A 23,224-nucleotide genomic window follows, 5' to 3' on the forward strand; every position below is an offset into this window, starting at 1 on the left:
GCGTCGGTGCAAATAGGACATAAAAATATGAATCAGATGAATCCCGCCTTCGTGATGCCGGACGTTCAGAGCACGCCCGACACGCGCCAGATCGCGATTCAGCGCGTCGGCGTGAAAGGCGTGCGGCATCCGCTATCGGTGCGCACGGAAAGCGGCGTGCAGCCGAGCGTCGGCGTGTGGAATCTCGACGTGCACCTGCCGGCCGAACAAAAAGGCACCCACATGTCGCGCTTCGTCGCGCTGCTGGAAGAACATCGCGAGCCGCTCGATCAGGCTGCGCTCTGCACCATGCTCGCGTCGATGCTCGCGAAACTCGAAGCGCATTCGGGCCGTATCGAAGTGACGCTGCCGTACTTCGTGATGAAAACCGCGCCGGTGTCCGGCGTGCAGAGCCTGCTCGATTACGAGGCGACGTTCATCGCCGAGAAGCGCGACGGCCACACGCGTCTGACGCTGAAAGTGCTCGTGCCGGTCACGAGCCTGTGCCCCTGCTCGAAGAAGATCTCGCAGTACGGCGCGCACAATCAGCGGTCGCACGTGACGATCACGGCGGAACTGGCGGGCGAAGTCGCGGTGGAAGAGCTGGTGCGCATTGCGGAAGAAGAGGCGTCCTGCGAACTGTGGGGGCTGCTCAAGCGCCCCGACGAGAAGTTCGTGACCGAGCGCGCGTATGAGAATCCCAAGTTCGTCGAAGATCTCGTGCGCGATATCGCGACCCGGCTGAACGCGGACGAGCGCATCGTCGCCTACGTGCTCGAAGCGGAGAACTTCGAGTCGATCCACAATCACAGCGCGTATGCGGTGATCGAGCGCGACAAACGCTAATGGCGTGACGCGATCGAGTTGAGCGAAAGCCGGTCTGAGCGACCGGCTTTTTTGTTGCGGCTTCCACTTCCGCACGCTGGCGTTTGCTTGCCGTCCGGCTCGCCGCCATTGTCTCCGGAACGCGCCCGCCCGTAGAATGCTCTCCCGACCTTCACGAGCATACGGAGGGCATCTTGATCCTGATCGGCCAATACGATTCTCCGTTCGTGCGGCGCGTCGCCATCGCGCTGACGCTGTACGACATGGCGTTCGAGCATCGCCCGTGGTCCGTGTTCGGCGATGCCGACAAGATCGCGCCGTTCAATCCGCTGATTCGCGTGCCGACGCTCGTGCTCGATTCGGGCGACGCGCTGATCGAAAGCGCGATGATTCTCGATTATCTCGACGAACAGGCGGGCCCCGGACGCGCGCTGATCGCATCAGCGGGACCAGCGCGGCGCGAGGCGCTGAAGGTGTGCGCGCTTGCCACGGGCCTCGCCGACAAAGCCGTCGCGCTCGTCTACGAGCGTGTGCTGCACAAGGAAAAATCGCAAGCGTGGGTGGATCGCTGCACGGGGCAGGTCGAGCGCGTGCTCGACGTGCTCCAAGCGGACCGCGCCGCGCGCCCGACGCCGTACTGGTTCGGCGATTCGATCGGTCATGCGGACATCGCCGTGGCGTGCGCGCTGCGCTTTGCGCGCGAAGCCCATCCGCAGGTCTTCGCGCAAACGCGCTGGCCGTCGCTGATCGGTCACGCGGATCGCTGCGAGACGCTGCCGGTGTTCAATGCCATCGTGCAGCCGTTCAATCCGCCGAAATAGGCAGTCAGGCCCGAGCGAGCGCAGTGAGATCCCAGCGGGGCTTCACGGTGAACGCGTAGTCGCGCACGGCCTGCTCCGGCCAGCGCGCGAGCCGCAGCGCGCCGGCCAGCGCGATCATCGCGCCGTTGTCCGTGCAGAGCGACAAGTCCGGATAGTGAACGTCGAAGCGCCGCTTCTTCGCCGCCGCCGACAGCGCCTCGCGCAACTGCCGGTTCGCGCCGACGCCGCCCGCCACGACGAGCCGCTTGAGGCCGGTCTTCTTCAGCGCCGCCAGCGATTTCGCGACGAGCACGTCGACGGCGGCATCGACGAAACCGCGCGCGAGATCCGCCTTCGCCTGTTCGCAGACATTGCCGCCGGATGCGTCGAGCTTGCGGCTGTGCGTCAGCACGGCGGTTTTAAGGCCGCTGAAGCTGAAGTCGAGATCGCCGGAGTGGAGCATCGGGCGCGGCAGCGCGACGGCGCCCGGCGTGCCGAATTCGGCCAGGCGCGAGACTTCCGGCCCGCCCGGATAGCCGAGCCCGAGCAGCTTCGCGGTCTTGTCGAAGGCTTCGCCGGCGGCATCGTCGAGCGTTTCGCCGAGCGTCTCGTAGACGCCCACGTCCGTCACGCGCATCAATTGCGTATGGCCGCCCGACACCAGCAGCGCGACGAACGGAAACGGCGGCGGCGAATCGACCAAAAGCGGCGAGAGCAGATGCCCTTCGAGATGGTGAATGCCGACCGTCGGCTTGTCCCACGCCATCGCGAGCGCATTGGCGATGCTCGCGCCAACCAGAAGCGCACCCGCGAGCCCCGGCCCTTGCGTGAACGCGATAGCGTCGATGCTCTCGCGCTCGACGCGCGCCTCGGCCATCACCTGTTCGAGGAGCGGCAGCGCGCGGCGGATGTGATCGCGCGACGCGAGTTCCGGCACCACGCCGCCGTACTCGCGATGCATGGCGATCTGCGAGTGAAGGGCGTGCGAAAGCAGCCCGCGCTCGGTGTCGTAGAGCGCGAGGCCGGTTTCGTCGCAGGAACTTTCGATGCCGAGAACGAGCATGGGGGTGACATCCATTGGGTGCATCAAAGCGAACCGAAAAGTATAGCAGCGGGCCGCGCGGCGCGTTTCAGGGCGGCAGTTACAATGCGCGGCATGGAATCCTTCGATATCGCCGTCATCGGCGCGGGCGCGGCCGGCATGATGTGCGCGGCCGTCGCGGCTCAGACGGGCCGGCGCGTCGTGCTGATCGACCACGCCGAGCGCCTCGCCGAGAAAATCCGCATCTCCGGCGGCGGGCGCTGCAACTTCACGAACATCAACGCGCAGCCGGCCAATTTTCTGTCCGCGAATCGGCATTTTTGCCGTTCGGCGCTCGCCCGCTATACGCCCCGCGACTTTCTCGCGCTCCTGAAGCAGTATCGCGTGAAGTGGCACGAGAAGCACAAGGGCCAGCTTTTCTGCGACGACTCCAGCGAGACGATCATCGACGTCTTGCGCAGCGAGTGCGACGCGGGTGGCGTCGCGTGGCGGCGTCCGGTGAGCGTGCACGCGATCCGTCACGACGGCGCGCGTTTCGCGCTCGATACGACCGCCGGCGCGATCGGCGCGGCCGCGCTCGTGATCGCGACGGGCGGGCTGTCTATCCCGAAGATCGGCGCGACCGACTTCGGCTACCGCGTCGCGAAGCAGTTCGGCCACAAGCTCGTCGATACGCGGCCCGCGCTGGTGCCGCTCACGTTCACCTCCGCCGACTGGGCGCCGTTCGCCGCGCTGTCGGGGCTTTCGCTGCCGGTGCGCATCAGCACGGGAAGCGGCAAGACGCGCGGCGAGTTCGACGAAGACCTGCTGCTCACGCATCGCGGGCTGTCGGGTCCGGGCGTGCTGCAAATTTCGAGCTACTGGAATCCGTCCGAGCCGATTCGCGTCGATCTGCTCCCCGACCTCGACGCCACCGAAATACTGCTGGAAGCGAAAGCCGGATCGCGCAAACAGATCGGCAACTTCCTCGCCGAACACGTGCCGGCGCGCCTCGCGCACGCATGGCTCGACGCGCAGCGCGTGCCGGTCGATGCGCGCCTCGCCGATCTCCCCGACCGCACGCTTAAAGGCATCGGCGCGTCGCTGTCCGCCTGGACGCTGACGCCGAGCGGCACCGAGGGCTACCGCAAGGCGGAAGTCACGCGCGGCGGCGTCGATACGCGCGAACTCTCGTCGGCCACGATGATGAGCGAACGCGTGCCCGGCCTCTTCTTCGTCGGCGAGGCGGTGGACGTCACCGGCTGGCTCGGCGGCTACAACTTCCAGTGGGCGTGGGCATCCGGAGTGGCGGCGGGAAAGGCGGCGTCGGAGTACGCGCGCGGCGCGGCGAAAGTCGCCTGAGCCTTCCTCGCGGCAGGTGTTTCACCGGTCTCGAATCGCAGACCCGTTTGCTATACTCGGACGGTCATCGAAGGAGTTCGCGCGCCTTTCGCCGCGCTTCTTCGCTCTGGCTGACGCGACCCGCGGCGCGCATCGCTGCAAGCTCCAGAAGGCCCGCTTACAGTCCCGCTTGAGGAACGTCCCCAAGCGGGTTTTTGCTTTCGCAGCGCAGGAAGTCAGCCGAAATTCTTTTTGCAATTGCACCGGGTGAAAGATGAGCCTCAAGGACCAGATCAACGACGACATGAAGACGGCCATGCGCGCGCGCGAAACCGAGCGCCTCGGCACGATTCGCCTGCTGCTCGCAGCCATCAAGCAGCGTGAAGTCGACGATCGCGTGACCCTCGACGACGCGGGCGTGACCGCCGTCATCGACAAGATGATCAAGCAGCGCAAGGACTCGGTGAGCCAGTTCCAGGCTGCGGGCCGCGACGATCTCGTCGCGAAGGAAAACGCGGAGCTCGCCGTGCTCGCCGCGTACATGCCCGAGCAGCTTTCCGCCGATGCCATCGCCGCCGAAGTGCAGGCCGCCGTCGCCGCGACCGGCGCAGCGGGCCCGCAGGACATGGGCAAGGTGATGGGCGTGCTCAAGCCGAAGCTCGCGGGCAAGGCGGATATGACCGCCGTCTCCGCGCAGGTGAAAGCGGCGCTCGCGAAGTAACCGACTCCGCGCTCGCATCCGGTGATTCCTCACGCATTTCTGCAGGATCTGCTCAACCGCGTCGATATCGTCGACGTGGTGGGCCGCTACGTCCAGTTGAAGAAGGGCGGCGCGAACTTCATGGGCCTGTGCCCGTTTCACAACGAGAAGAGCCCGTCGTTCACCGTGAGTCCGACGAAGCAGTTCTATCATTGCTTCGGCTGCGGCGCGCACGGCACGGCCATCGGCTTCCTGATGGAGCACACGGGGCTCACGTTCCCCGAAGCCGTCAAGGATCTGGCGCAAGGCGCGGGATTGACGGTGCCGCAGGAGCCGTCGAATTCGTTCCGCGGCGGCGGCTATGGCAGCGAAAGCGCGCCGAGCAAGGCAGTGAGCGTCGCGCTCACGGAAGTCATGCAGACCGCCTGCGATTTCTACCGAAAGCAGTTGCGCGCGGCTCCGAACGCCATCGCGTATCTCAAGAAACGCGGACTGACCGGCGAGATCGCCGCGCGCTTCGGCCTCGGCTACGCGCCGGACGGCTGGCAGAACCTGGAAGCCGCGTTCCCCGATTACCGCAACGACAATCTCGTCGAAGCGGGCCTCGTCATCGTCAGCGAGAAGACCGACGCGCAAGGCCAGCCGCGCCGCTACGACCGCTTCCGCGAGCGCGTGATGTTCCCCATCCGCAATGTGAAGGGCAATGTCATCGGCTTCGGCGGGCGCGTGCTGGACGGCGGCGAGCCGAAGTATTTGAATTCCCCTGAAACGCCGCTATTTAGCAAGGGCAGCGAGCTTTACGGCCTGTTCGAAGCGCGTCTTGCGATCCGGGAATTGGGGTATGCGCTCGTCGTCGAAGGGTATATGGATGTCGTCGCGCTCGCGCAGCTCGGCTTCGCGAACGCGGTCGCAACGCTGGGCACGGCCTGCACGCCCGTCCACGTGCAAAAGCTCTTCCGTCAGACCGACACCGTGGTGTTCAGCTTCGACGGCGATTCGGCCGGCCGACGCGCCGCGCGCCGCGCGCTCGAAGCAGCGCTGCCGCACGCGGCGGACAACCGGACCATCAAGTTCCTCTTTCTGCCGAAAGAGCACGATCCGGACAGCTACGTGCGCGAGTTCGGCGCGGACGGTTTCGGCGAGCAGGTCGACCGCGCCATGCCGTTGTCGCAGTTCCTGCTGAACGAAGTGCTGAACGACAAGGAGCTGGAGCAGCCCGAAGGCCGCGCAAAGGCGCTCTTCGACGCCAAGCCGCTCCTGCAGGCGCTTCCGGCCAACGCGCTGCGGGTGCAGATCCTGCATATGCTGGCAGACCGGCTCGCGACGCCGTTCACGGAAATTGCGGCGCTTTGCGATATCGATTCCCGGGCGGCGGCCGTCGCCCGCGCGTCGGTGCCGAAGAGCGAGCGGCGTCGCGTGACCGGGCAGGAACAGCGGGCGCTGCGCAATCTGGTCATGTATCCGGGCATCGCGGCATCGCTCGATGAAGAGAGCGAACGCACGCTCGTGACCATGACCGAGCATGGCGAGCTTTTCAGCGAAGTGCTCGGCCACGTGCGCGAACTGGGCGGCGCGGCGGAATTCCAGATGTTGTCGGACGTTTTGAGAAATGCAGCAAATGCGCCGACCTACGAGGATATCTTCCAGGAAATTCTCGCCTATGATGAAAACGTGCGGGATTTGCTGTTACGCGACCCGTCCGACGAAGACGCCGCGCAACGCGTGGACGAGCAGAAGCGCTTGTTGACCGAAGAGTTGCTCGCGACAGTCGTCAAGCTGCGGCACGACAGTTATCGCGCGCGGCTCGATCAACTGGCGCGGCAGTCGAGCCTCTCGGCGGAGGAGGTGGCGGAGTTCTCGGATCTGTCGGCGAAAGTCGCGCAGATCAAGGCGGGACGGGCCGCAAGCCCGGATCGGGAAAAGTGAACTGCTATAATAAAAAGTTGAAAATTCGTTGCTTTTTTTCAACGATTTGTACGAATTCGCTGGCTAGCGCAGTCTGAGCGGCGAGACGTACGGAAGCTTTGAGGGAATTTGCGAGAGTTGCAAGGGCGCTGGCTGAATCGGCTGTCGCGGCGCGCGAAAGGGCGGTTTCGCCTCGAGCGGGGCGCGACACATAGAACAGGCGGATAAGCACGCCGACGAACAGACGGGCGCAAGGGAAGCGGCTGCTATTGCGGGTAGGAGCGATTCGCGTGCGAGCGCATCGCTCGAACCGCGGTAGCGCCCCGGGCAGGGCACGCAGCCAGGCAGGTCGAGGCACGTGCGCATTGGGTATTCACGGTTCCATCGGTTGCCGTCCGGCAGCCGCGAGTCGAGACTAGAGCCTGTATGGCGAACTCCATGACGAAAAAGCTGAACGATGTACCCGTCGAAGACGACGCACCGCAAACTGCAGAGCCGGCCGCCGCACCCGCGGCGAAGGTCGAAAAGGCCAAGGCACGCGACCGCCGCGCCAAGGAGAAGGCGCTTCTGAAAGACGCGTTCGCGTCGAGCGCGCCCGGCACGGTCGAAGAGCTGGAAGAGCGCCGTTCGAAACTGCGCGCGCTCATCAAGCTCGGCAAGGAGCGCGGGTTCCTCACGTACGCCGAAATCAACGATCACCTTCCGGACAACTTCACGGAAACCGAGGCGATCGAAGGCATTATCAGCACGTTCAACGACATGGGCGTGGCGGTGTACGAGCAGGCGCCCGACGCCGAGACGCTGCTGCTGAACGACAACGCGCCGAACGCCTCGGCCGACGACGAGGTCGAGGAAGAAGCCGAAGTCGCGCTCTCCACGGTCGATTCCGAGTTCGGCCGAACCACCGACCCCGTGCGCATGTACATGCGCGAAATGGGCACGGTCGAGCTGCTGACGCGCGAAGGCGAGATCGAGATTGCGAAGCGCATCGAGGACGGCCTCAAGCACATGGTCATGGCGATTTCCGCCTGCCCGACGACCATCGCGGACATTCTCGCGATGGCCGAGCGCGTGCAGAACGAGGAAACGCGCGTCGACGAACTCGTCGATGGCCTGATCGATCCGAACGCGGAAGACACCGACGGCTTCTCCGAACAGGAAGCCGAGGCGATCGAGTCCGAGGACGAGGAAGCCGACGAGGAAAGCGACGAAGAAGAGGACGACGATGACGGCGCCGCGCAGGCGAGCGCCAACGCCGCCCAACTCGAAGCGCTGAAGCGCCAGTCGCTCGAAAAGTTCTCCCTCATCAGCGAGTGGTTCGACAAGATGCGCCGCGCGTACGAGAAGGAAGGCTATAAGTCGAAGGCGTACCTGAAGGCGCAGGAAGCCATTCAGACCGAACTCATGTCGATCCGCTTCACGGCGCGCACCGTCGAGCGCCTGTGCGACACGCTGCGCGCGCAAGTCGATGAAGTGCGGCAGGTCGAGCGGCAGATCCTGCATACGGTCGTCGACAAGTGCGGCATGCCGCGCGCGGAGTTCATCGCCCGCTTTCCGGGCAATGAGACGGACCTCGACTGGGCGGACAAGGTCGTCGCGGAAGGGCACGATTACAGCGCGGTGCTGGAGCGCAATATCCCGGCGATCCGCGAACAGCAGCAGCGTCTGCTGGATTTGCAGGCGCGCGTGGTGTTGCCGCTGAAGGACCTGAAGGAAACCAATCGCCAGATGGCGGCGGGCGAACTGAAGGCGCGTCAGGCGAAGCGCGAAATGACCGAGGCCAATCTGCGCCTCGTGATTTCGATTGCGAAGAAATACACGAACCGCGGATTGCAATTCCTCGATCTGATTCAGGAAGGCAATATCGGCCTGATGAAGGCGGTGGACAAGTTCGAATATCGTCGCGGCTACAAGTTTTCCACTTACGCGACGTGGTGGATTCGCCAGGCCATTACGCGGTCGATTGCGGATCAGGCGCGCACCATTCGTATTCCGGTTCACATGATCGAGACGATCAACAAGATGAACCGTATTTCGCGGCAGATTCTGCAGGAGACCGGCCTGGAACCGGATCCGGCGACGCTTGCCGAGAAGATGGAAATGCCCGAGGACAAGATCCGCAAGATCATGAAGATCGCGAAGGAGCCGATCTCCATGGAAACGCCGATCGGCGACGACGACGACTCGCATCTTGGCGATTTCATCGAAGATACGAACACGGTAGCCCCTTCCGACGCTGCGCTGCATGCGAGCATGCGGGACGTGGTGAAGGACGTGCTCGACTCGCTGACGCCGCGTGAGGCGAAGGTGCTGCGGATGCGCTTCGGCATCGAGATGAGCACGGATCACACGCTGGAGGAAGTGGGCAAGCAGTTCGACGTGACGCGTGAGCGCATTCGCCAGATCGAGGCGAAGGCGCTGCGCAAACTGCGTCACCCGAGCCGGTCGGACAAGCTGAAGTCGTTCCTCGAGGGCAATTGATGCGCGTCCCGGGCTTGTATTGAGAGACGTTGTAAGGCAAACTCGCAGACCTTCGAGAGTCGCCTTTGGCATCCTTCTGAAGCATCAGAAAGCGCCGCACGGCGCTTTCTTTTTGCCCTCCGTTTTCGAGAGGGGCCGGAAGCTTAACTGGTATAAGCTGTCGACTCATAATCGACCGACAGTGGGTTCGAGTCCCACCCGGCCCACCAGTATTTACTTCAGGATATCAAAGGGTTAGCGGGGGTTTGGTCCCCGGCGGGTGGCTTTAGGGACACTCTGGGGACCATTCGGGGACGCTGGTGGGTTGCGTGACCCACTGGGCTTTCCTGGGTTGCTAGTCGAGCGGCCTGGAGCCCCTCGTGTCTGCCATCCGCTCATAACAACGTTTCGACTTGAGGCTTAGTCCCGATATAATTTCGGTCACTTTTGGAGGGTTTTGTGACCGCCGGCCTCTCTCATGGATATTTTTCGCCACTCCGCTATCCGGGCGGCAAGGGCAAACTTACCCCTTTCATTTCCCGACTGCTGCGTCTGAACGGTCTGGAGGACGGTACCTATGTCGAGCCTTATGCGGGCGGCGCAGCCGTCGCATTGGAACTTCTTATCTTGGGCAAGGTGCGCAGAATTCATATCAACGATCTGAACAGGTCCATTCATGCTTTCTGGCGGTCGGTTTTGGATTGCCCTGACGAACTTTGTCGCATGATCGCTGATACGCCAGTAACGATTAGTGAATGGCAACGTCAACGCGCAGTACAGTGGGACGACAAGGCTGGAACGCTCGAACTTGGCTTCTCAACCTTCTTTCTAAACCGCACCAATAGGTCCGGCATTGTCAACCGGGGCGGCGTGATCGGAGGTCTAGCGCAGACGGGAGAGTGGAAAATCGACGCGCGGTTCAATAAGCGCGACCTTATTTCTCGTATTGAGCGGATTGCCGACTACTCTACAAAGATTACGCTGCACAATGTCGACGCTGAACGCCTGATCAAACGACTAGCCAGGTCGATCGCCAAGAAGGCTTTTATCTATCTTGATCCGCCGTACTATCAAAAAGGACAGGATCTGTACTTGAATTATTATTGTCACAATGACCACGCTCGGCTGGCGTCCACAATTGCCGCTTTACCATCGCATATTCGCTGGATGGCCTCCTATGACAATCATCCAGAAATACGCGCTCTATATTCCTCTTTTCGGCAGATGACTTATTCTCTAAGCTACAGCGCGGCCGAGCGGTATCAAGGATCTGAGGCGCTGATTTTTGCTGACGGCTTGACCATACCAGCGGCGTGCCAGCCGATGAAAAAGGAGCGATTCCATGAGCCGGAACTCAGTGAGCTAGCCTTGCTATGAAGGAGGTAACTTCCTTCTGCACATGCGGTAAATCCTCCGTACGGTGCAGAAAGAGCGCCTGGTTTCCGGCGGCCAATTTCAAGCCACGCGCGGCGTATTCTGGCAACACAAGGCGATAATAAATGCTCCCAAACATGGGAGTATAGTGCTCGAGTTGTTGCGTGACGGTGGCGTTCCCGCGAGGCTTGATACAGAACGGAATGAACATAGCTGGCTGCGGCACACTTCGAGGTGCGCGGACGAACCAGTTGAGGTGCAGCGGTTTGATATAAACCTCGACGCTCTTTCCTTGCCAATTTTCTCCGGTTGCAACCTGTCCAATCAAATAGGGCTGCCCCGGTCCGAAATCGGGCCTGGGCGACCACGCTATTACGTCAATTCCCCCATCCTTCTCCTGCAAGGAAGCACCGGGCGGTGCCTCGTTGACCACAACCCCTTCTCGTAGCAAGTCATGGTAAACGTAGCGCAGCGCTGTCAAGAAATCGTTGCGCTCCGGACGCGGCCAGCCGAAGGCGTAGGCGCAACCTGCGACCACTCCGGCCGCAGCCCATGCGGCGCAGGCTTGGAAGAGATCGCGCATTTCAGGCGTTATGTTTCCTGCATCCCCTTCGAACAGTTGCGTTTCTCCGATGGTGGACAGCATCAAGCAGAAAAGGTAGACGAAAGCCCCCGTAGTGAAGGCGCCTGGATCGACTCCGAGCGTCAGGCCGCTTTCGTCATCGTTAAATTCGAAAGGATAAGCTGATCCGAGCGATTTTCTGCGTGTCTCAACTTCATCGCAGACTGCATTGAGCCAGAGATCGAATTCTCGCTGCTGTCCCTCAAAGTCTTCTTCTTCGGCTTCGCGTCGCGCTTCCCATGCTCGTTCAATGTCAGAAAAGAATACCTCGCCCGTCGCTACCGAGAGTACCTTCAGTTCGAGCCAGTCTGCGCACCGATATACATCAGCATCAAATGGCGGCGGTTGCAACTGCATTTAATCATCTTCTCCAGATGTCTTACCCTCGCTCTGCGCTAAAACGCTCATCAATGTCACTAACGATCGGGCTTGCGTGTAGATCTGTTTTGCAATGTTGAAGAGGGATTCGTCATGAACATCCGCGCGACCCGCCAGTCCAACGGCCTCTCGAATCTTTGCATTGGCGTCAACCATTGCATCGGCCAAAAGCGTATTGACCGGCTTCACTTCGGCCAACGCTTGTGCCAGCGATCCCCCTGATCGTATCGTCGCCAGTGCGACTCGATTTTTAAGGACATCGCCGAGGTCGGCTAAGTCTGGGTTTTGCGAGCGGATTAACGGCGCTTTATCTCGGGACTTGGATCCGTAGAGCCACAGCATCACCTCATTCAGATTCTCGTTATTCGTGCTAGGAACGGGATTATCCGTGGGATTTTGGGCCCAGCCTTTCTTAAGTCCTAGGAAATCCTGGTACTCACCGCGCGACAGGGCAGTGTACAAGTGGGAGAATCCAAATCGTCCTCGAGCATACTTGTCCTGCACCGAGAAACCGTTTCTTTCGGCTTGCTCTAACGTCAACATGCCCGCGATCATGTTGCGGATAGTCTTATTATCATCGCCCAATTCCCGGGCGATATCATCGATGCTAAGCCCCCCTTGGCGACCAGCTTTGTACCAGTTTGTCACGAACTTCGCTTTGGCGAATGATTCCCAGCGATGAGGGCCATTGATGTGTTTGAAGCCGATGAATGCTCTCGCCTCGTCGACACTGCCAACTCGATAGACGGTTACTGTATCGGTCGAAGTCCGGACCTCCTCAGTCACTTCCGGTATAGCGATCTTACAGTCCGCAGCCAGCGCCGGATCTCGTATCAGTTTGATGCTGGCTAAGCGGCGATTCCCTTCAAGAACGGTGAAGGGCCCGCTTTCGCTATCCCCAATGACAATCAGCGGTTCGATATCAAGATAACGGTTAGCGCAGATCGAATTGATCAATTCACCGAGTGCTGCTACCTCCTTCAGAGATCGGATGATCTCGGCGTCATTACGCAGAGTCCGGTCGCGCCCGTCCTCAAGTCGAGGGTTCTGGTCGTCGAAGCGCAGCAGCTCGACTGGGCACCCGGGCGTCGATTGACGAAGTGGAGCTTTAAATGTCATGGGTTCGGTCGAAGATTTGCTGCGATTCTAGCATTCGGATGCCCGCCTATCACGGGCTTCGGCTTGCTGTGCGTGCATCCGCACCTAGCGGGTGGCGCTGGACCCGGTGGTGCGAGGCTCGCCGCGAGACGCGACAGACCTTTTGGGTGGCCGTGCGGAACACTCTTCTTAGAGACGCATCATACGCGGTGCGCCATGCTGGCGGCTCCCGAGGATGCCGGGAGATCCGTCAGCGCATTCTCCAGCCGCGCCATTTCCAGATCGTTCTGACTCCCGTCGATCCACTTCGCGTAGGTGCGCAGAAACATCTCAACCGTGTGCCCGAGCTGGCGCGCGCAGAACGCGGGCGTCATCCCGGCCATCAGCATGCTGGTCGCGTAGGAGTGGCGCATGTTGTACGTGCGGCGGTAGCGGATGCCGAGGCGCTTCAAGATGCGAGACCAGTACACAAGGGTGAAGGCCTCCTCGCTGTGCCACGGCTTGCCGCTGCGCGGGTCCTGGAACACGCGTCCGCCCGCGACCTGCGTGAAGGCACGTTGGCGCTGCAGGGCGGCGCACGCCCGGCTGTTGAGGCGCACCAGGCGAGCTTCCGCCGTCTTGGTGCGGTTCTTCTCCTCGCCGGCCACCAGCACACGCTCGATAGCGATCGTGTTGTCCTTGAAATCCACGAAACACCATTCGAGCCCGTTGATCTCCGACGTGCGCAGCCCCGACCAGAACCACAGTTCGATGTAGTTGTGGATCTGCACGTCGACCTTGGCCGCTTCGGCGATGATCGCTTCCGACTCCTCGCGCGAGAACGGGTCGGTGGGTTGGCGCTGATGCTTGGCGCGCGAGACGCTTTCGGCGATGTTGGTCGGCATCAGCTGATCGGCGACGGCGACACCCAGCGCCAGTCGCAGCACCGACACGTAGTTGTTGATGGTCTTGCCGGACAGTTCGCGGCGGCTCGCGATGGCCGTGAGGATGTGCGAGAGCTTCAGCGTGTCGAGCGGCACGCTACCCACCTTGCGCCCTCGGTTGTCACAGGACGCGCGGCACCAGAGCTTGACGGCGGCGTCGTAGCCGATGCGCGTGGACGTTTCGATGCGCGTCATGTCGAGCCACTGCGTGAGCCAGGCTTCGACGGTGGGCGCGGCGTTCGCGTGCTCCTTCGCCTTGCGTTGCGAGGGCGTTTCAGCGGGCTTCTCCGCCGGCTGCTGTGCGCTCGCGGTCCTCGGTGAACTTCTCACCGGTGGCTCGACCGACGTCTCGACGGCCAGCGCGTTCGACGCTGCCCCTCGCTTGACCGGCGTGGCGCCTTGCGGAAAATACTCGGCCATGTCGAAGGTGCCCGCCTTGATGCGCGTGCTGACCTCGGCCATGAGCCGGTTGGCGTACATGATGTTGGCGGGCGTCGGCAACATCGCGGCACCGTCGATCATGAGCGTCGTCCGATAGCGCACGCCACCCGCAGTGAAACTCAGGCGAATCGAGGCTTCGCGAACTTCTACGCCCCCTGTTGTTCTACCCATCTTTGATATCCCGTCAATGAAATAAATATGTGGCCGTCCGGTGCGCGGCGGTATTCACGTCCGTCGAGCCACCGGCCTTGCTCGATCTTGCGGCGGATCGCCTTCTCGCAAAGTCCCGTGAGGGCAGCAGCCAGCGCCACGGTCACGTAGTTGCTGCCCGGCGGCGGGTTCGCGACTGGCTTTTCCAACGGCCTACGCATGGTGAGTGATCCTTACCGTTAAGCTCGTGTGCGAGTGCGGTTCGGTCTGCGGGGCCGGCCCCTGGCCGTCCGTCCCCGTGTGGGTGAGCGGCAGGCGCACTGTAGCGTCGTGTCGCGCGAACAGCCAGTCGGAAGCGGGCGTCGAGCGCGAGTGTCGCGTTCAGTCGGCAGGATGCGGCGGGCCGCCAGAAACGGCTTGACTCCTTCGCGCCCGATCGGCGATGACCGGCATCGCGGTCATCGCCCGCGTCGGCTCGAGGCCCGACCTCGAGCCGCGCGTTGCAAGTAGCCGTTGCCCGCCGTGAGATGCTCGAGATCCCGTTTAACCTTGCGCAGACTGCGCCAGTCGGAGCTGGTCATCGAAATGATGATGAAGTCGCCCGTGCCTCTGTGACGCACGCGCACATGATGGTCGGTGCGGGTGACATCCAGTCCGGGATAGCGCGCGAGCAGCTTGCGGACGTTCTTATTGTCCGCTGCGCGTGCAGTCGATGAGCGATGCCGAACTCGAAGCCATCGTTGAGCATGGACGACAAGGCCGTCGCTCGCGTCGGGGCTGACCAAGCCGCGGCGGAGCTGCTCACGCGCCGCCGCGCGCGCACCGACATCCTCGCGTACGCGAACGCGATCGACGTGCCGGGGCGGCCGGTGAACGGCGACGTAGACGACAACGCCATCGACAGTGCAAGCGGGGACGATGACGCCCCGGTTGACGCGGACAACGACTGCGATCAGTTCGAGCCGCTCGCCAAGCCCCTGGCCGCGCACCACCGCTTGATCCTCGAGTGGGTCGACGCCACCAGCCGCACGCCGCACGGACGGCTCATGATCTTCACGCCGCCGGGCAGCGGCAAGTCGACCTACGCCTCGGTGGTGTTCCCGTCCTGGTATCTCGGCGCCGCGCCCGACCGCCGGCTGATCCTCGCGAGCTACGGCGACGCGCTGGCGAGCCGCATGGGCCGGCGCACGCGCTCGATCGTGCGGCAGCCGCGCTGGCAGCGCATCTGGAACACGGAGTTGACGGCTGACTCGCACGCGGCGCACGCGTTCGCACTCACCAACGGCAGCGAGTATCTCGCCTGTGGGCTGCTGTCCGGCGTCACTGGCAATCGGTGCCAAGGGCTGCTGATCGACGACCCCGTGCGCGGGCGCGAGCAGGCTGACTCGGAGGTGGTGCGCGACAAGGTATTCGACGCGTATGAGGACGATCTCAAGACGCGGCTGGTCCCCGGCGGCTGGATCGTGCTGATCCAATGCATGACCGGTGACACGCGCGTGCTGATGGAGGACGGACACGAGGAGTTGCTGCGAAATATTCGTCCGGGCGATCGCGTAGCGACATATGACAACGGCAGGATTTCGGCATCAAGGGTGCGCAATTGGGCGAACCGAGGTCCTGACCGCGTCTATGAAATCACGATGAAGTCGGGTACCTTCGTTAAAGCAAATGCAAGGCATCCGTTCCTTGTCGAGCGGAAGGGCGAGAGGTTATGGCAGCAAACGGCTACGCTAAAAAAGGGCAGCGTCATCCTGACGGTCACTGGGGTAAATGGAAAGGCATTACATCCTCCGCAGCAGAGTGCGATAAGCCAGCCAGGTGCAAAGGGATGTGCATGCACCACTACAGCCAGCATCAATGGAAAATCGGCGTTCGAGCGCCTTCGGTCAATCCTGCATCGAGGCGTGAAGCACATCTACGCCACCGATATGGGATTAGTCTCGCGGACTATGAGCGTCTGCTGGCCGAGCAGGGCGGAGTCTGCGCCATCTGCAAGCAACCTGCCTCGAACCGGAACACGCGCGCTCATTGGAATGCAAAGCTATGCGTCGACCATTGCCACGACAGTGACAAGGTTAGAGGGCTTCTCCGCAACGATTGCAACCTTGCGATCGGCTACGGCAAGACTGAGGACATTCTTCGTGCGGCGGCTCAATACTTACGAGATAACGAGAGACGTCGTCGCTGAAGTTGCCGAGCGCGGTATCGAGGATGTCTTTGATGTCGAGATTGAGCGCACCGAAAACTGCATTGCTAACGGTTTGATAAGCCACAACACACGCTGGCACGACGACGATCTGGCCGGCCGCATCCTGCCCGAGGGTTGGCATGGCGAGAGCGGTCAGATCGCGTGCCGAGACGGCAACACGTGGGAGGTGCTGTGCCTGCAGGCGCGCTGCGAGACCGACACGGATCCGCTCAATCGCGCGAAGGGCGAGTACCTGTGGCCCGAATGGTTCGACCGCAAGCACTGGGCGCAGTACGAGACGAACCCGCGAACCTGGGCGTCGCTGTATCAGCAGATGCCGGTGCCGCCCGAGGGCGATCTCTTCAGGCCCGAGCGGCTGACCGTGGTCGACATCGTGCCGACCACCTACATCGAGTGGGTGCGTGGCTGGGATCTGGCGAGCGTGGAGGGTGACGGCGACTGGACAGCAGGCGCGAAGCTCGGGCGCCTGGCCGACGGCCGCTATGTGATCGGCGACATGACGCGCGGACGGTGGGGACCGGACCGGCGCGACGCGATCATCGCCGCGACCGCGCAGCTCGATGGCGTTGGCACGCGCATCGGCTTGCCACAAGACCCGGGCCAGGCAGGAAAGACGCAGGTGCTGTATCTGACGCGTGAACTGGCGGGTTATCGCGTGACGAGCAGCCCTGAGACGGGCGACAAAGTCACGCGGGCCGAGCCGTTCGCCGCGCAGGCAAACGTGGGCAACGTGGTGATGCTGCGCGGCGACTGGAACGCGGCGTTGGTGTCTGAACTGCGCGGCTTCCCGTTCGGCACGCACGACGATCAGGTGGACGCGCTGTCGCGCGCCTTCGCGCTGCTCATCGCACGGCGGCCGATGCGGATCTCGGATGCAGCGTTGGCGGCGGTGTGACTCCCCAGAGAGAAGCTGGAAGTGTCCTCGCCCATGCGGTTAGGGCTAGGCGTCGGCTTCCTCTCGCAGGAGTCGATGTACAAGTCGGTGACAGTTCGCACATAGACACTGCAGATCATCCAGTGCTGTCGTGTGCTGGGCGCCCATCTGACTGACGTGAGTCGTCGAATGGTGGACTTCGATACAAGCTTCCGCAAGCTCAGTGCCGAATGCCGTGACAGGATCCAACCTGCAGCGCTCGCAAGTGAGTTTTCGGTGCAGACGTTTATATTGCGCCTTCTTTGCTTTTGCCAGTCCGGCCGCCCGCTCGCGCTTGAGATGCGAGACAAGTTTCCGATCACCTTGCCGCGAGCGCGTCGCAGGCGGTCGCATCGCGCCACAGGGTGCTGACAATTTGTGCGTTGTCGGCGCCAGACGGCCCGTGGATATCCAGTTGCACCGTCAGCCGGGTCGCCTGTCGCACGTCCTTCGCGCCCGGCGAGTCCGGCGAGTTTGGATAAGCATCGCGGTAGACGGTGACATTCGTCGACAGGCGTTCGCGCAGAAGCGGCGTCATAACCACGAAGTCGACGCCGACCGGTTCGGGCAGACGCTGAACCTGGCGAGCACCGCTGCCTACCCATTCAGTGGATTCCGTTCGCACCCAACTGCTCGTGCAGCCAGGGCACGACGACTTGCGCTTTAGGATGAATATTGCGAGAGGATGATTCGGAGTCTTCCAGGCAACATGAGCGTCAGAATGCGCTGCTTGCACGGCTGTGGCGCTCAGGAACGCTAAAACGATGGAAAGCCTGTGAATCGGACGAATCATGCTGCGCGTGTTATTCGTTATGTGAAGCATCAGGCTTGGGCCGTCGATCAATATCTAGCCCGGAAAAGATGTAAAGCCGCATTGCTCGCGTCTTTCTCTGCGTGGGCCTTAAATGATAAGAGCGAGCGCCTAAATAGCGGGACTTTACATGTGCAAACCACCGTTCGGTTCCGGCGTGCAGAAATGTTTCATGTTTGCTATGTGCCGCGCATTGAGATCACCGCGTCATTCAATGACCGATACGAATATGTCTTCGGCTGAAGTGTCGTAATGGAGACTTATCTGACTTCGATCTGCGAGGTTGCGTCCTTTGCGCTCGGTAAAGGCGGATCTCGCGGCGCGAATCCTGTTGGCTATACCGTTGGGCGCAAAAATCCTCAAGGCTCAAGTGGGAGCCGCCAAAGACTGGCAAATTGCAAGTGCAGTTGTCTTCGGTGGCGGCCCCGGATGCGAAATCCAAGCGACGAGAGGTGGGGCGCGACTAATGGGAGAACGCCCCGATAACGAGTGGCGAGATGGAGGCGGCTGCAGGCTTCGCCACGAACTACTAGCGACTGCCGAAGCTGAGGGAGAGTGAAATCAGGGGATTGGGAGAGGCTAGCGCGCCAAAATCTGCGTTTCCGGTTCGGCACCGAGATTTCGCATAATTGTCGCCCGATTCCGCGCCGTTGCGGCCAATATTCTCATCGAAATCGCCGTGGTTGTCACGTGTACTCCTTGGATCACACTCGAACCGTCGACGTCGACGACCGAAGCGGCGCGACCAGGAACGCGTACGCTTCGGCCCACAACGCCCGAAGGCATTGCGGGCCTGCCAACCATCACCGCGGATGATTCCGCACAAAATCCCGATAAGACGAATAAGCCGGCTTCTGCGAATGCCCGTCACCGCGAATCATTCCATACGCGCCTTCCGCATCGTCGTAGAGCTCGTACGCCTGAATCGACTGGATGTTGTACTTGGACGCGACATCCACATACTGGGACATCATGTCGCCGCCCGTGAGATACCTTGCGATCTGCAAAAGCGACCCAAGGCTCGGGCGCACGCCGAATTCATTGATCCAGATCGGCTTGCCCATCTGATGCAACACCGCCAGCACGTCGTGACAGCCGGTACCGCCGCAGGCGTGCGTGATGTCGCCTTCGTTCGAGTACCAGTGCCATGCCGTGATGTCCCAGTTTACGGTCGGATGGCCCCACGAGCCGTCAGGCTGCGAACCGTCGCCCAGCATCTGGTAGAACGCATAGTGCAGCCACGTGCCGCCCAGAACGATCTTCCCTTCCGTGTCCTCCGATCTCACACCCGCAATCAAGCCACGAATGATGCCTCGGGCAATCTCGTACCGGTGATTGTCGTAATGTTGCCAATAGACGCCGTCGACATTTCCGTTGAGCGTGTGCGCCTCCAGTTCGTTGCCGACCTCGTAGTACTTGTAGTGGTACGCGCTCGCGGTCTGTTTGCCGAGCCTATAACCCGCGTTATACGCATCTTGCTCGTTGCTATAGCCAAGACCCAGCAGCATGACGGGATAGACGGTCACGCCGCCGTCCGCCATGGTTCGTGCAATGCCCGCAAGTTTATTCGCCGAAGCCTGGTTGTAGACCTCGTTGCGGTAGATCGTCGCGCCGAGATCGCGGAGTTGCGAAAGCTGCGTCTCAGGGCTGGAGATGTCGTATGCGCCGCCGCTGTTGTTATGGCCGTTCATGCCATAGAAGATCGAGCCGTTCGTGTTCGCGCTTTTCACCGTCGCTGCGAGCGTGCTGCTCTTGTCGGTGGCTGCGTCAACGGGACTTCCGCTTTCGCCGCCGCAGGCTGCAAGCAGCAGGCTCGTCATCATCGCGCTGACTACCGCGCCGCGCTTAAGCGACGTGAAAGGCCGGATAAGGAGTGAGCAAGGTCGAGTCGATTTCGTCATGATCATTAGTCGTACTAAATGGCGTGCCGAGTCATGCACGATGAGATAGTGCTTTCATCGTCTCGGATGGCTCGGACTGAAAGGGAAGCAGGCCGCGCAAAAAATCATCGCGGCGCACATCAACCCACGAATGGATGAAACCGATGGTTGAAACGTACTGCCAGCAGAAGCACGGCAGTCGAGGGCGACCAAAAGATCGCCGATGCGTTCGGTCATGCGCGACTCATCGCGCGTTCAAGACGGATTCGCGGCGAAGCATGCAAGCATCGCGGTCGATCCACGCTGACTCGAATCCGCCGCATCAAACATGAGCAGTCAGATTTACCCGCTCTATGCGAAGTGATGCGTCGAATAGGCAAGCGTTGCCGGAAACCCGAGGCAGCGGCGAAAGATTACTGTGTTCTCGCTTCGATGTAAACCTTCAGCGCAAATCATTCCGTCTCCATTGTGCGCGAACCGGCTATAAAGTTCGGTATCCTTATTGATGTTTCATGGCGTGACGTAACGGCGCATGCATTGAGGGAAAAGCGATTCGGCGCGTTCCATAATACTTCGGAGACCCAACGAACGATATCGATATGAGGATTGATTGCCGCCGGGAAAAAAATACCCCTACTGGGCGATCGGCGCCGTCTGCTCGCGCCGAGCCCGATCATGTTAGCCTCTCGTTTTTTGTCGCGGCGGCGGGGCATTGGGCTGCTGCAATCAATCGCACATCACGAATATGACGTACAGAAGTCCGCAAGTCGCCGAGTTGATGGCGCAAAGGGAGTCGCTGGAGAAAGAACTGGCCGAAGCACGGCGCAAAGAAGAGCGCCTCGCGTTGATCGAGATCGTCCAGAAGATGCGTCAATACGGCATCTCGTTGAACGAACTGATGGGCCGTAAGCCCGGCACGCAGCATCCGGCACCGGACGCGGCCATCAAGTATCGCGATCCGGAAAGCGGGGCGACGTGGAGCGGGCGCGGTCGCGCGCCGCAGTGGATCGCGGGCAAGGATCGGGACGCGTTTCTGGTCGAACAATCTGCGAGCCTGCCACCGCGGCACGCTTCGCAGGCTTCGCTCTTCGCGGACGAAGACTGAAGCGCGCGCAGGGACGAAGGCTTCGCGTAAGCCCATCCTGCGCGCGCGAGCGCCGTATTACTGCGCCAATACGACCTGGGCGATCAGGCCGGTCGCTGCGGCGACGAGCACGTAGTCCGCGCCGACGCCGACCCACTGATATCCGCGCGGCGGTTGACGCAGGCCGTGGCCGCGCCAATCGTCGACCACATACTGATGGTCGCGATATTCGCTCGAAAGGCGATCGCCCTTGTGCCAGTCCGGATGACCGCGGTCGCGATCCGCATGCTCCTGCGGGCGGGGCCCGTCGTGTGCATCGTGGCCGTCGTGTGCATCGTGGCCGTGCATCATCGGCGCGTGATTGGCTTGAGGGCCGTGATTCTCATCCTGGCCGTGCCACTGCTGTGCGAAACTCGCCCCCGCAGTAAGTCCGAGACCTGCAGATAACAGCGCAACGACGATTCCTTTTTTCATGGAACGTTTCTCCTCGTAAAGTAGTGATTGATCGCTTGCCAGGGGTTATTGCCCTTGTGCGCGAACAGGCGGTCGCTCTACGTTGCAAGGCGGCGCGATGACGTGAGATTGTGTAAGCAACGCTTACTTCCGATTACGCGCATTACGCGCATCGGGCGGTAAGCTCTGACGGGCAAAGCGTCGCAATACGATATCCGCCCATACATGACGCTGAATAAGAACAATAAAAATGTTTTTCTATCGTCGGGCGGCTTTCTGGCCCACCATGAAACGATTTAATAAAGCATGGAGAGAGACATGGAAAGCACAGCGGATGTGAAGCGCTACGAGTTATTGATAGGCGGGGAATTCATCGCGCCGAGCGGCGGCGAATATTCGACCAATCTGAATCCCGCGACCGAAGAGCCCATCGCCCACGTCGCGCAGGGCACGTCGGCTGATGTAGACCGCGCAGTGCAGGCGGCGCGCGCCGCGTTGAAGCCCTGGAACGCGATCCGCGCCGCCGAGCGCGGCCGCATCTTGATGCGGCTTGCCGAACTGCTGCGCGAAAATCAAGAAGAACTCGCTGCGCTCGAAAGCCTCGATGCGGGCAAGCCCATCGCCGGCGTCCAGCGGCAGGACGTGCCCGCCGCCATCGATACGCTCGCCTACTACGCCGGCTGGTGCGACAAGATCAACGGTCAGGTCGTGCCGGCGCGGCCCGATGCGCTGACCTACACGGTGCGCGAGCCGGTGGGCGTGGTCGGCGCCATTGTCCCGTGGAATTTCCCGCTGATGATCGGCATGTGGAAGATCGCGCCGGCGCTCGCCTGCGGTTGCACGCTGATCGTGAAGCCCGCCGAAATCACGCCGCTCTCCGCGCTGATGGTCGGCCGCCTCGCGCTCGAAGCGGGCGTGCCGCCGGGCGTGCTGAACATCGTCACGGGCAAGGGCTCGGTGGTCGGGGATTCGATGGTCGCGCATCCGGGCATCGACAAAATCACTTTCACGGGTTCGCCTTCGGTCGGGCGGGGCATCCTTCAGGGCGCGGCGGGCAACTTCAAGCGCGTGACGCTGGAGTTGGACGGCAAGTCGGCCAACGTGATCTTCGCCGATGCCAACATCGACAGCGCGGTGCGCGCTGCGGCATCGGGCATCTTCTTCAACGCGGGACAAGTGTGCTCGGCGGGATCGCGCGTGTTGGTGCAGCGCGCCGCCTACGACGACGTGGTCGAGCGCCTTTCCCAGCGCGCGCAAACCATCAAACTCGGCGATCCATCGAAGCGCGAGACGAACATGGGACCGCTCATCTCCGCGAAGCAGATGAAGACCGTGCTCGATTACGTCGATATCGGCACGGGCGAGGGCGCGTCGCTCGTGACGGGCGGCCGGCGCGCGGGCGAGCGCGGTTATTTCGTCGAGCCGACGGTGTTCGCGAACGTCGAGCACGAAATGCGCATCTCGCAGGAAGAGATCTTCGGGCCGGTGGCAAGCGTCATTCCTTTCGACGACGAAGCGGACGCGCTGCGCATCGCCAACGGCACCGCCTATAGCCTCGCGGCGGGCGTGTGGAGCGCGGACATCGGACGGGTGCATCGCATGGCGGCGGAACTCAGGGCGGGCACCGTCTGGGTCAATACCTACGGCTATACGGACGTGCGGCTGCCGTGGGGCGGTTCGGGCGATTCGGGCTTCGGCCGCGAGCACGGCGACGTGGCCATCGAGAACTTCACGGAGCCCAAGGCAGTGTGGGTGTCGCTGACGCCCTGAGCGACCGATGAGCGCCGCGCGTTCAAGACGCGCGGCGGTTCTCGCACAACGCGAGAAGGGCGGCCGAAGCCGCCCCGAATACATCGC

At 62.0% G+C, this 23,224-nt stretch carries 18 protein-coding genes and 1 tRNA gene; 11 read left to right on the plus strand and 8 right to left on the minus strand.

Features of this window, described 5'->3' with window-relative positions:
* Positions 1–27 precede the first annotated feature (27 nt).
* On the plus strand, positions 28–825 hold the full coding sequence (folE2, locus tag LDZ26_RS14395) for a GTP cyclohydrolase FolE2 (protein WP_244849843.1): 798 nt from the start codon (positions 28–30) through the stop codon (positions 823–825).
* A gap of 173 nt (positions 826–998) precedes the next feature.
* Positions 999–1,625 (plus strand): glutathione S-transferase family protein, encoded by a 627-nt coding sequence (locus tag LDZ26_RS14400; RefSeq protein WP_244849844.1) that lies wholly within the window; start codon positions 999–1,001, stop codon positions 1,623–1,625.
* A gap of 4 nt (positions 1,626–1,629) precedes the next feature.
* On the opposite strand, the gene tsaD is transcribed toward LDZ26_RS14400, so the two are convergent.
* Positions 1,630–2,667, minus strand: coding sequence for a tRNA (adenosine(37)-N6)-threonylcarbamoyltransferase complex transferase subunit TsaD (gene tsaD / locus LDZ26_RS14405; protein WP_244850218.1), 1,038 nt, complete (start codon positions 2,665–2,667; stop codon positions 1,630–1,632).
* 93 nt (positions 2,668–2,760) lie between these two features.
* Here tsaD and LDZ26_RS14410 point away from each other — a divergent pair, with 93 nt between their 5' ends.
* From LDZ26_RS14410 to LDZ26_RS14435, 6 genes are all read left to right on the plus strand, one after another.
* Entirely contained in the window at positions 2,761–3,987 is a 1,227-nt protein-coding gene (locus LDZ26_RS14410; RefSeq protein WP_244849845.1) for an NAD(P)/FAD-dependent oxidoreductase, read from the plus strand.
* 253 nt (positions 3,988–4,240) lie between these two features.
* Positions 4,241–4,687 carry a GatB/YqeY domain-containing protein gene (locus LDZ26_RS14415; protein WP_159835794.1) on the plus strand — a complete coding sequence of 149 codons (447 nt, stop codon included), beginning with the start codon at positions 4,241–4,243 and terminating at the stop codon, positions 4,685–4,687.
* A 21-nt stretch (positions 4,688–4,708) separates the two neighbouring features.
* The gene (gene dnaG / locus LDZ26_RS14420; RefSeq protein WP_244849846.1) at positions 4,709–6,592 is read left to right on the plus strand and encodes a DNA primase; all 1,884 of its coding nucleotides are present in this window, start codon (positions 4,709–4,711) and stop codon (positions 6,590–6,592) included.
* Positions 6,593–6,997: 405 nt separating this feature from the next.
* Entirely contained in the window at positions 6,998–9,052 is a 2,055-nt protein-coding gene (gene rpoD, locus LDZ26_RS14425) for an RNA polymerase sigma factor RpoD (protein ID WP_206469201.1), read from the plus strand.
* A gap of 132 nt (positions 9,053–9,184) precedes the next feature.
* Positions 9,185–9,261, plus strand: a tRNA-Ile gene (locus tag LDZ26_RS14430).
* A gap of 229 nt (positions 9,262–9,490) precedes the next feature.
* Positions 9,491–10,408: a DNA adenine methylase gene (locus LDZ26_RS14435; RefSeq protein WP_244849847.1), complete on the plus strand. Its 918-nt coding sequence runs from the start codon at positions 9,491–9,493 to the stop codon at positions 10,406–10,408.
* On the opposite strand, the gene LDZ26_RS14440 is transcribed toward LDZ26_RS14435, so the two are convergent.
* From LDZ26_RS14440 to LDZ26_RS14455, 4 genes are all read right to left on the minus strand, one after another.
* Positions 10,386–11,384, minus strand: a complete 999-nt coding sequence (locus LDZ26_RS14440; RefSeq protein WP_244849848.1) for a hypothetical protein — start codon at positions 11,382–11,384, stop codon at positions 10,386–10,388. The genes LDZ26_RS14435 and LDZ26_RS14440 overlap by 23 nt on opposite strands.
* Positions 11,385–12,524: a hypothetical protein gene (locus tag LDZ26_RS14445; protein WP_244849849.1), complete on the minus strand. Its 1,140-nt coding sequence runs from the start codon at positions 12,522–12,524 to the stop codon at positions 11,385–11,387. It lies immediately after the preceding gene.
* A gap of 179 nt (positions 12,525–12,703) precedes the next feature.
* Entirely contained in the window at positions 12,704–14,038 is a 1,335-nt protein-coding gene (locus LDZ26_RS14450) for an Arm DNA-binding domain-containing protein (protein ID WP_244849850.1), read from the minus strand.
* On the minus strand, positions 14,014–14,226 hold the full coding sequence (locus LDZ26_RS14455) for an excisionase family protein (RefSeq protein ID WP_244849851.1): 213 nt from the start codon (positions 14,224–14,226) through the stop codon (positions 14,014–14,016). The genes LDZ26_RS14450 and LDZ26_RS14455 overlap by 25 nt, the downstream gene beginning before the upstream one ends.
* Positions 14,227–14,763: 537 nt before the next feature.
* Between LDZ26_RS14455 and terL the strand changes: the two genes are divergently transcribed.
* Entirely contained in the window at positions 14,764–17,121 is a 2,358-nt protein-coding gene (gene terL / locus LDZ26_RS14460; RefSeq protein ID WP_244849852.1) for a phage terminase large subunit, read from the plus strand.
* Positions 17,122–17,458: 337 nt separating this feature from the next.
* On the opposite strand, the gene LDZ26_RS14465 is transcribed toward terL, so the two are convergent.
* Together LDZ26_RS14465 and LDZ26_RS14470 are read right to left on the minus strand one after the other, a co-directional pair.
* The gene (locus tag LDZ26_RS14465; RefSeq protein WP_244849853.1) at positions 17,459–17,932 is read right to left on the minus strand and encodes a hypothetical protein; all 474 of its coding nucleotides are present in this window, start codon (positions 17,930–17,932) and stop codon (positions 17,459–17,461) included.
* Between the two features lie 821 nt (positions 17,933–18,753).
* The gene (locus LDZ26_RS14470; RefSeq protein WP_370650716.1) at positions 18,754–19,890 is read right to left on the minus strand and encodes a lipopolysaccharide biosynthesis protein; all 1,137 of its coding nucleotides are present in this window, start codon (positions 19,888–19,890) and stop codon (positions 18,754–18,756) included.
* Positions 19,891–20,575: 685 nt separating this feature from the next.
* On the opposite strand from LDZ26_RS14470, the gene LDZ26_RS14475 reads away from it, so the two are divergent.
* Complete coding sequence (locus LDZ26_RS14475; RefSeq protein ID WP_244849854.1) at positions 20,576–20,935, plus strand: H-NS family nucleoid-associated regulatory protein; 360 nt, start codon at positions 20,576–20,578, stop codon at positions 20,933–20,935.
* Positions 20,936–20,992: 57 nt separating this feature from the next.
* On the opposite strand, the gene LDZ26_RS14480 is transcribed toward LDZ26_RS14475, so the two are convergent.
* Positions 20,993–21,388, minus strand: coding sequence for an RcnB family protein (locus LDZ26_RS14480; RefSeq protein ID WP_244849855.1), 396 nt, complete (start codon positions 21,386–21,388; stop codon positions 20,993–20,995).
* Positions 21,389–21,685: 297 nt separating this feature from the next.
* Here LDZ26_RS14480 and LDZ26_RS14485 point away from each other — a divergent pair, with 297 nt between their 5' ends.
* Entirely contained in the window at positions 21,686–23,137 is a 1,452-nt protein-coding gene (locus tag LDZ26_RS14485; RefSeq protein WP_244849856.1) for an aldehyde dehydrogenase family protein, read from the plus strand.
* Positions 23,138–23,224 lie beyond the last annotated feature (87 nt).

Source organism: Caballeronia sp. SL2Y3 (genome assembly GCF_022879575.1).
Classification (GTDB): domain Bacteria; phylum Pseudomonadota; class Gammaproteobacteria; order Burkholderiales; family Burkholderiaceae; genus Caballeronia.

Bases quoted from the DNA above. Each gene is read 5' to 3' on its own strand.
- rpoD (WP_206469201.1), top strand. From the start codon at position 6,998: ATGGCGAACTCCATGACGAAAAAGCTGAACGATGTACCCGTCGAAGAC.
- LDZ26_RS14450 (WP_244849850.1), bottom strand. From the start codon at position 14,038: ATGGGTAGAACAACAGGGGGCGTAGAAGTTCGCGAAGCCTCGATTCGC.
- LDZ26_RS14440 (WP_244849848.1), bottom strand. From the start codon at position 11,384: ATGCAGTTGCAACCGCCGCCATTTGATGCTGATGTATATCGGTGCGCA.
- tsaD (WP_244850218.1), bottom strand. From the start codon at position 2,667: ATGCTCGTTCTCGGCATCGAAAGTTCCTGCGACGAAACCGGCCTCGCG.
- LDZ26_RS14475 (WP_244849854.1), top strand. From the start codon at position 20,576: ATGACGTACAGAAGTCCGCAAGTCGCCGAGTTGATGGCGCAAAGGGAG.
- LDZ26_RS14485 (WP_244849856.1), top strand. From the start codon at position 21,686: ATGGAAAGCACAGCGGATGTGAAGCGCTACGAGTTATTGATAGGCGGG.
- LDZ26_RS14410 (WP_244849845.1), top strand. From the start codon at position 2,761: ATGGAATCCTTCGATATCGCCGTCATCGGCGCGGGCGCGGCCGGCATG.
- LDZ26_RS14445 (WP_244849849.1), bottom strand. From the start codon at position 12,524: ATGACATTTAAAGCTCCACTTCGTCAATCGACGCCCGGGTGCCCAGTC.
- folE2 (WP_244849843.1), top strand. From the start codon at position 28: ATGAATCAGATGAATCCCGCCTTCGTGATGCCGGACGTTCAGAGCACG.
- LDZ26_RS14415 (WP_159835794.1), top strand. From the start codon at position 4,241: ATGAGCCTCAAGGACCAGATCAACGACGACATGAAGACGGCCATGCGC.
- LDZ26_RS14465 (WP_244849853.1), bottom strand. From the start codon at position 17,932: ATGATTCGTCCGATTCACAGGCTTTCCATCGTTTTAGCGTTCCTGAGC.
- terL (WP_244849852.1), top strand. From the start codon at position 14,764: ATGGACGACAAGGCCGTCGCTCGCGTCGGGGCTGACCAAGCCGCGGCG.
- LDZ26_RS14480 (WP_244849855.1), bottom strand. From the start codon at position 21,388: ATGAAAAAAGGAATCGTCGTTGCGCTGTTATCTGCAGGTCTCGGACTT.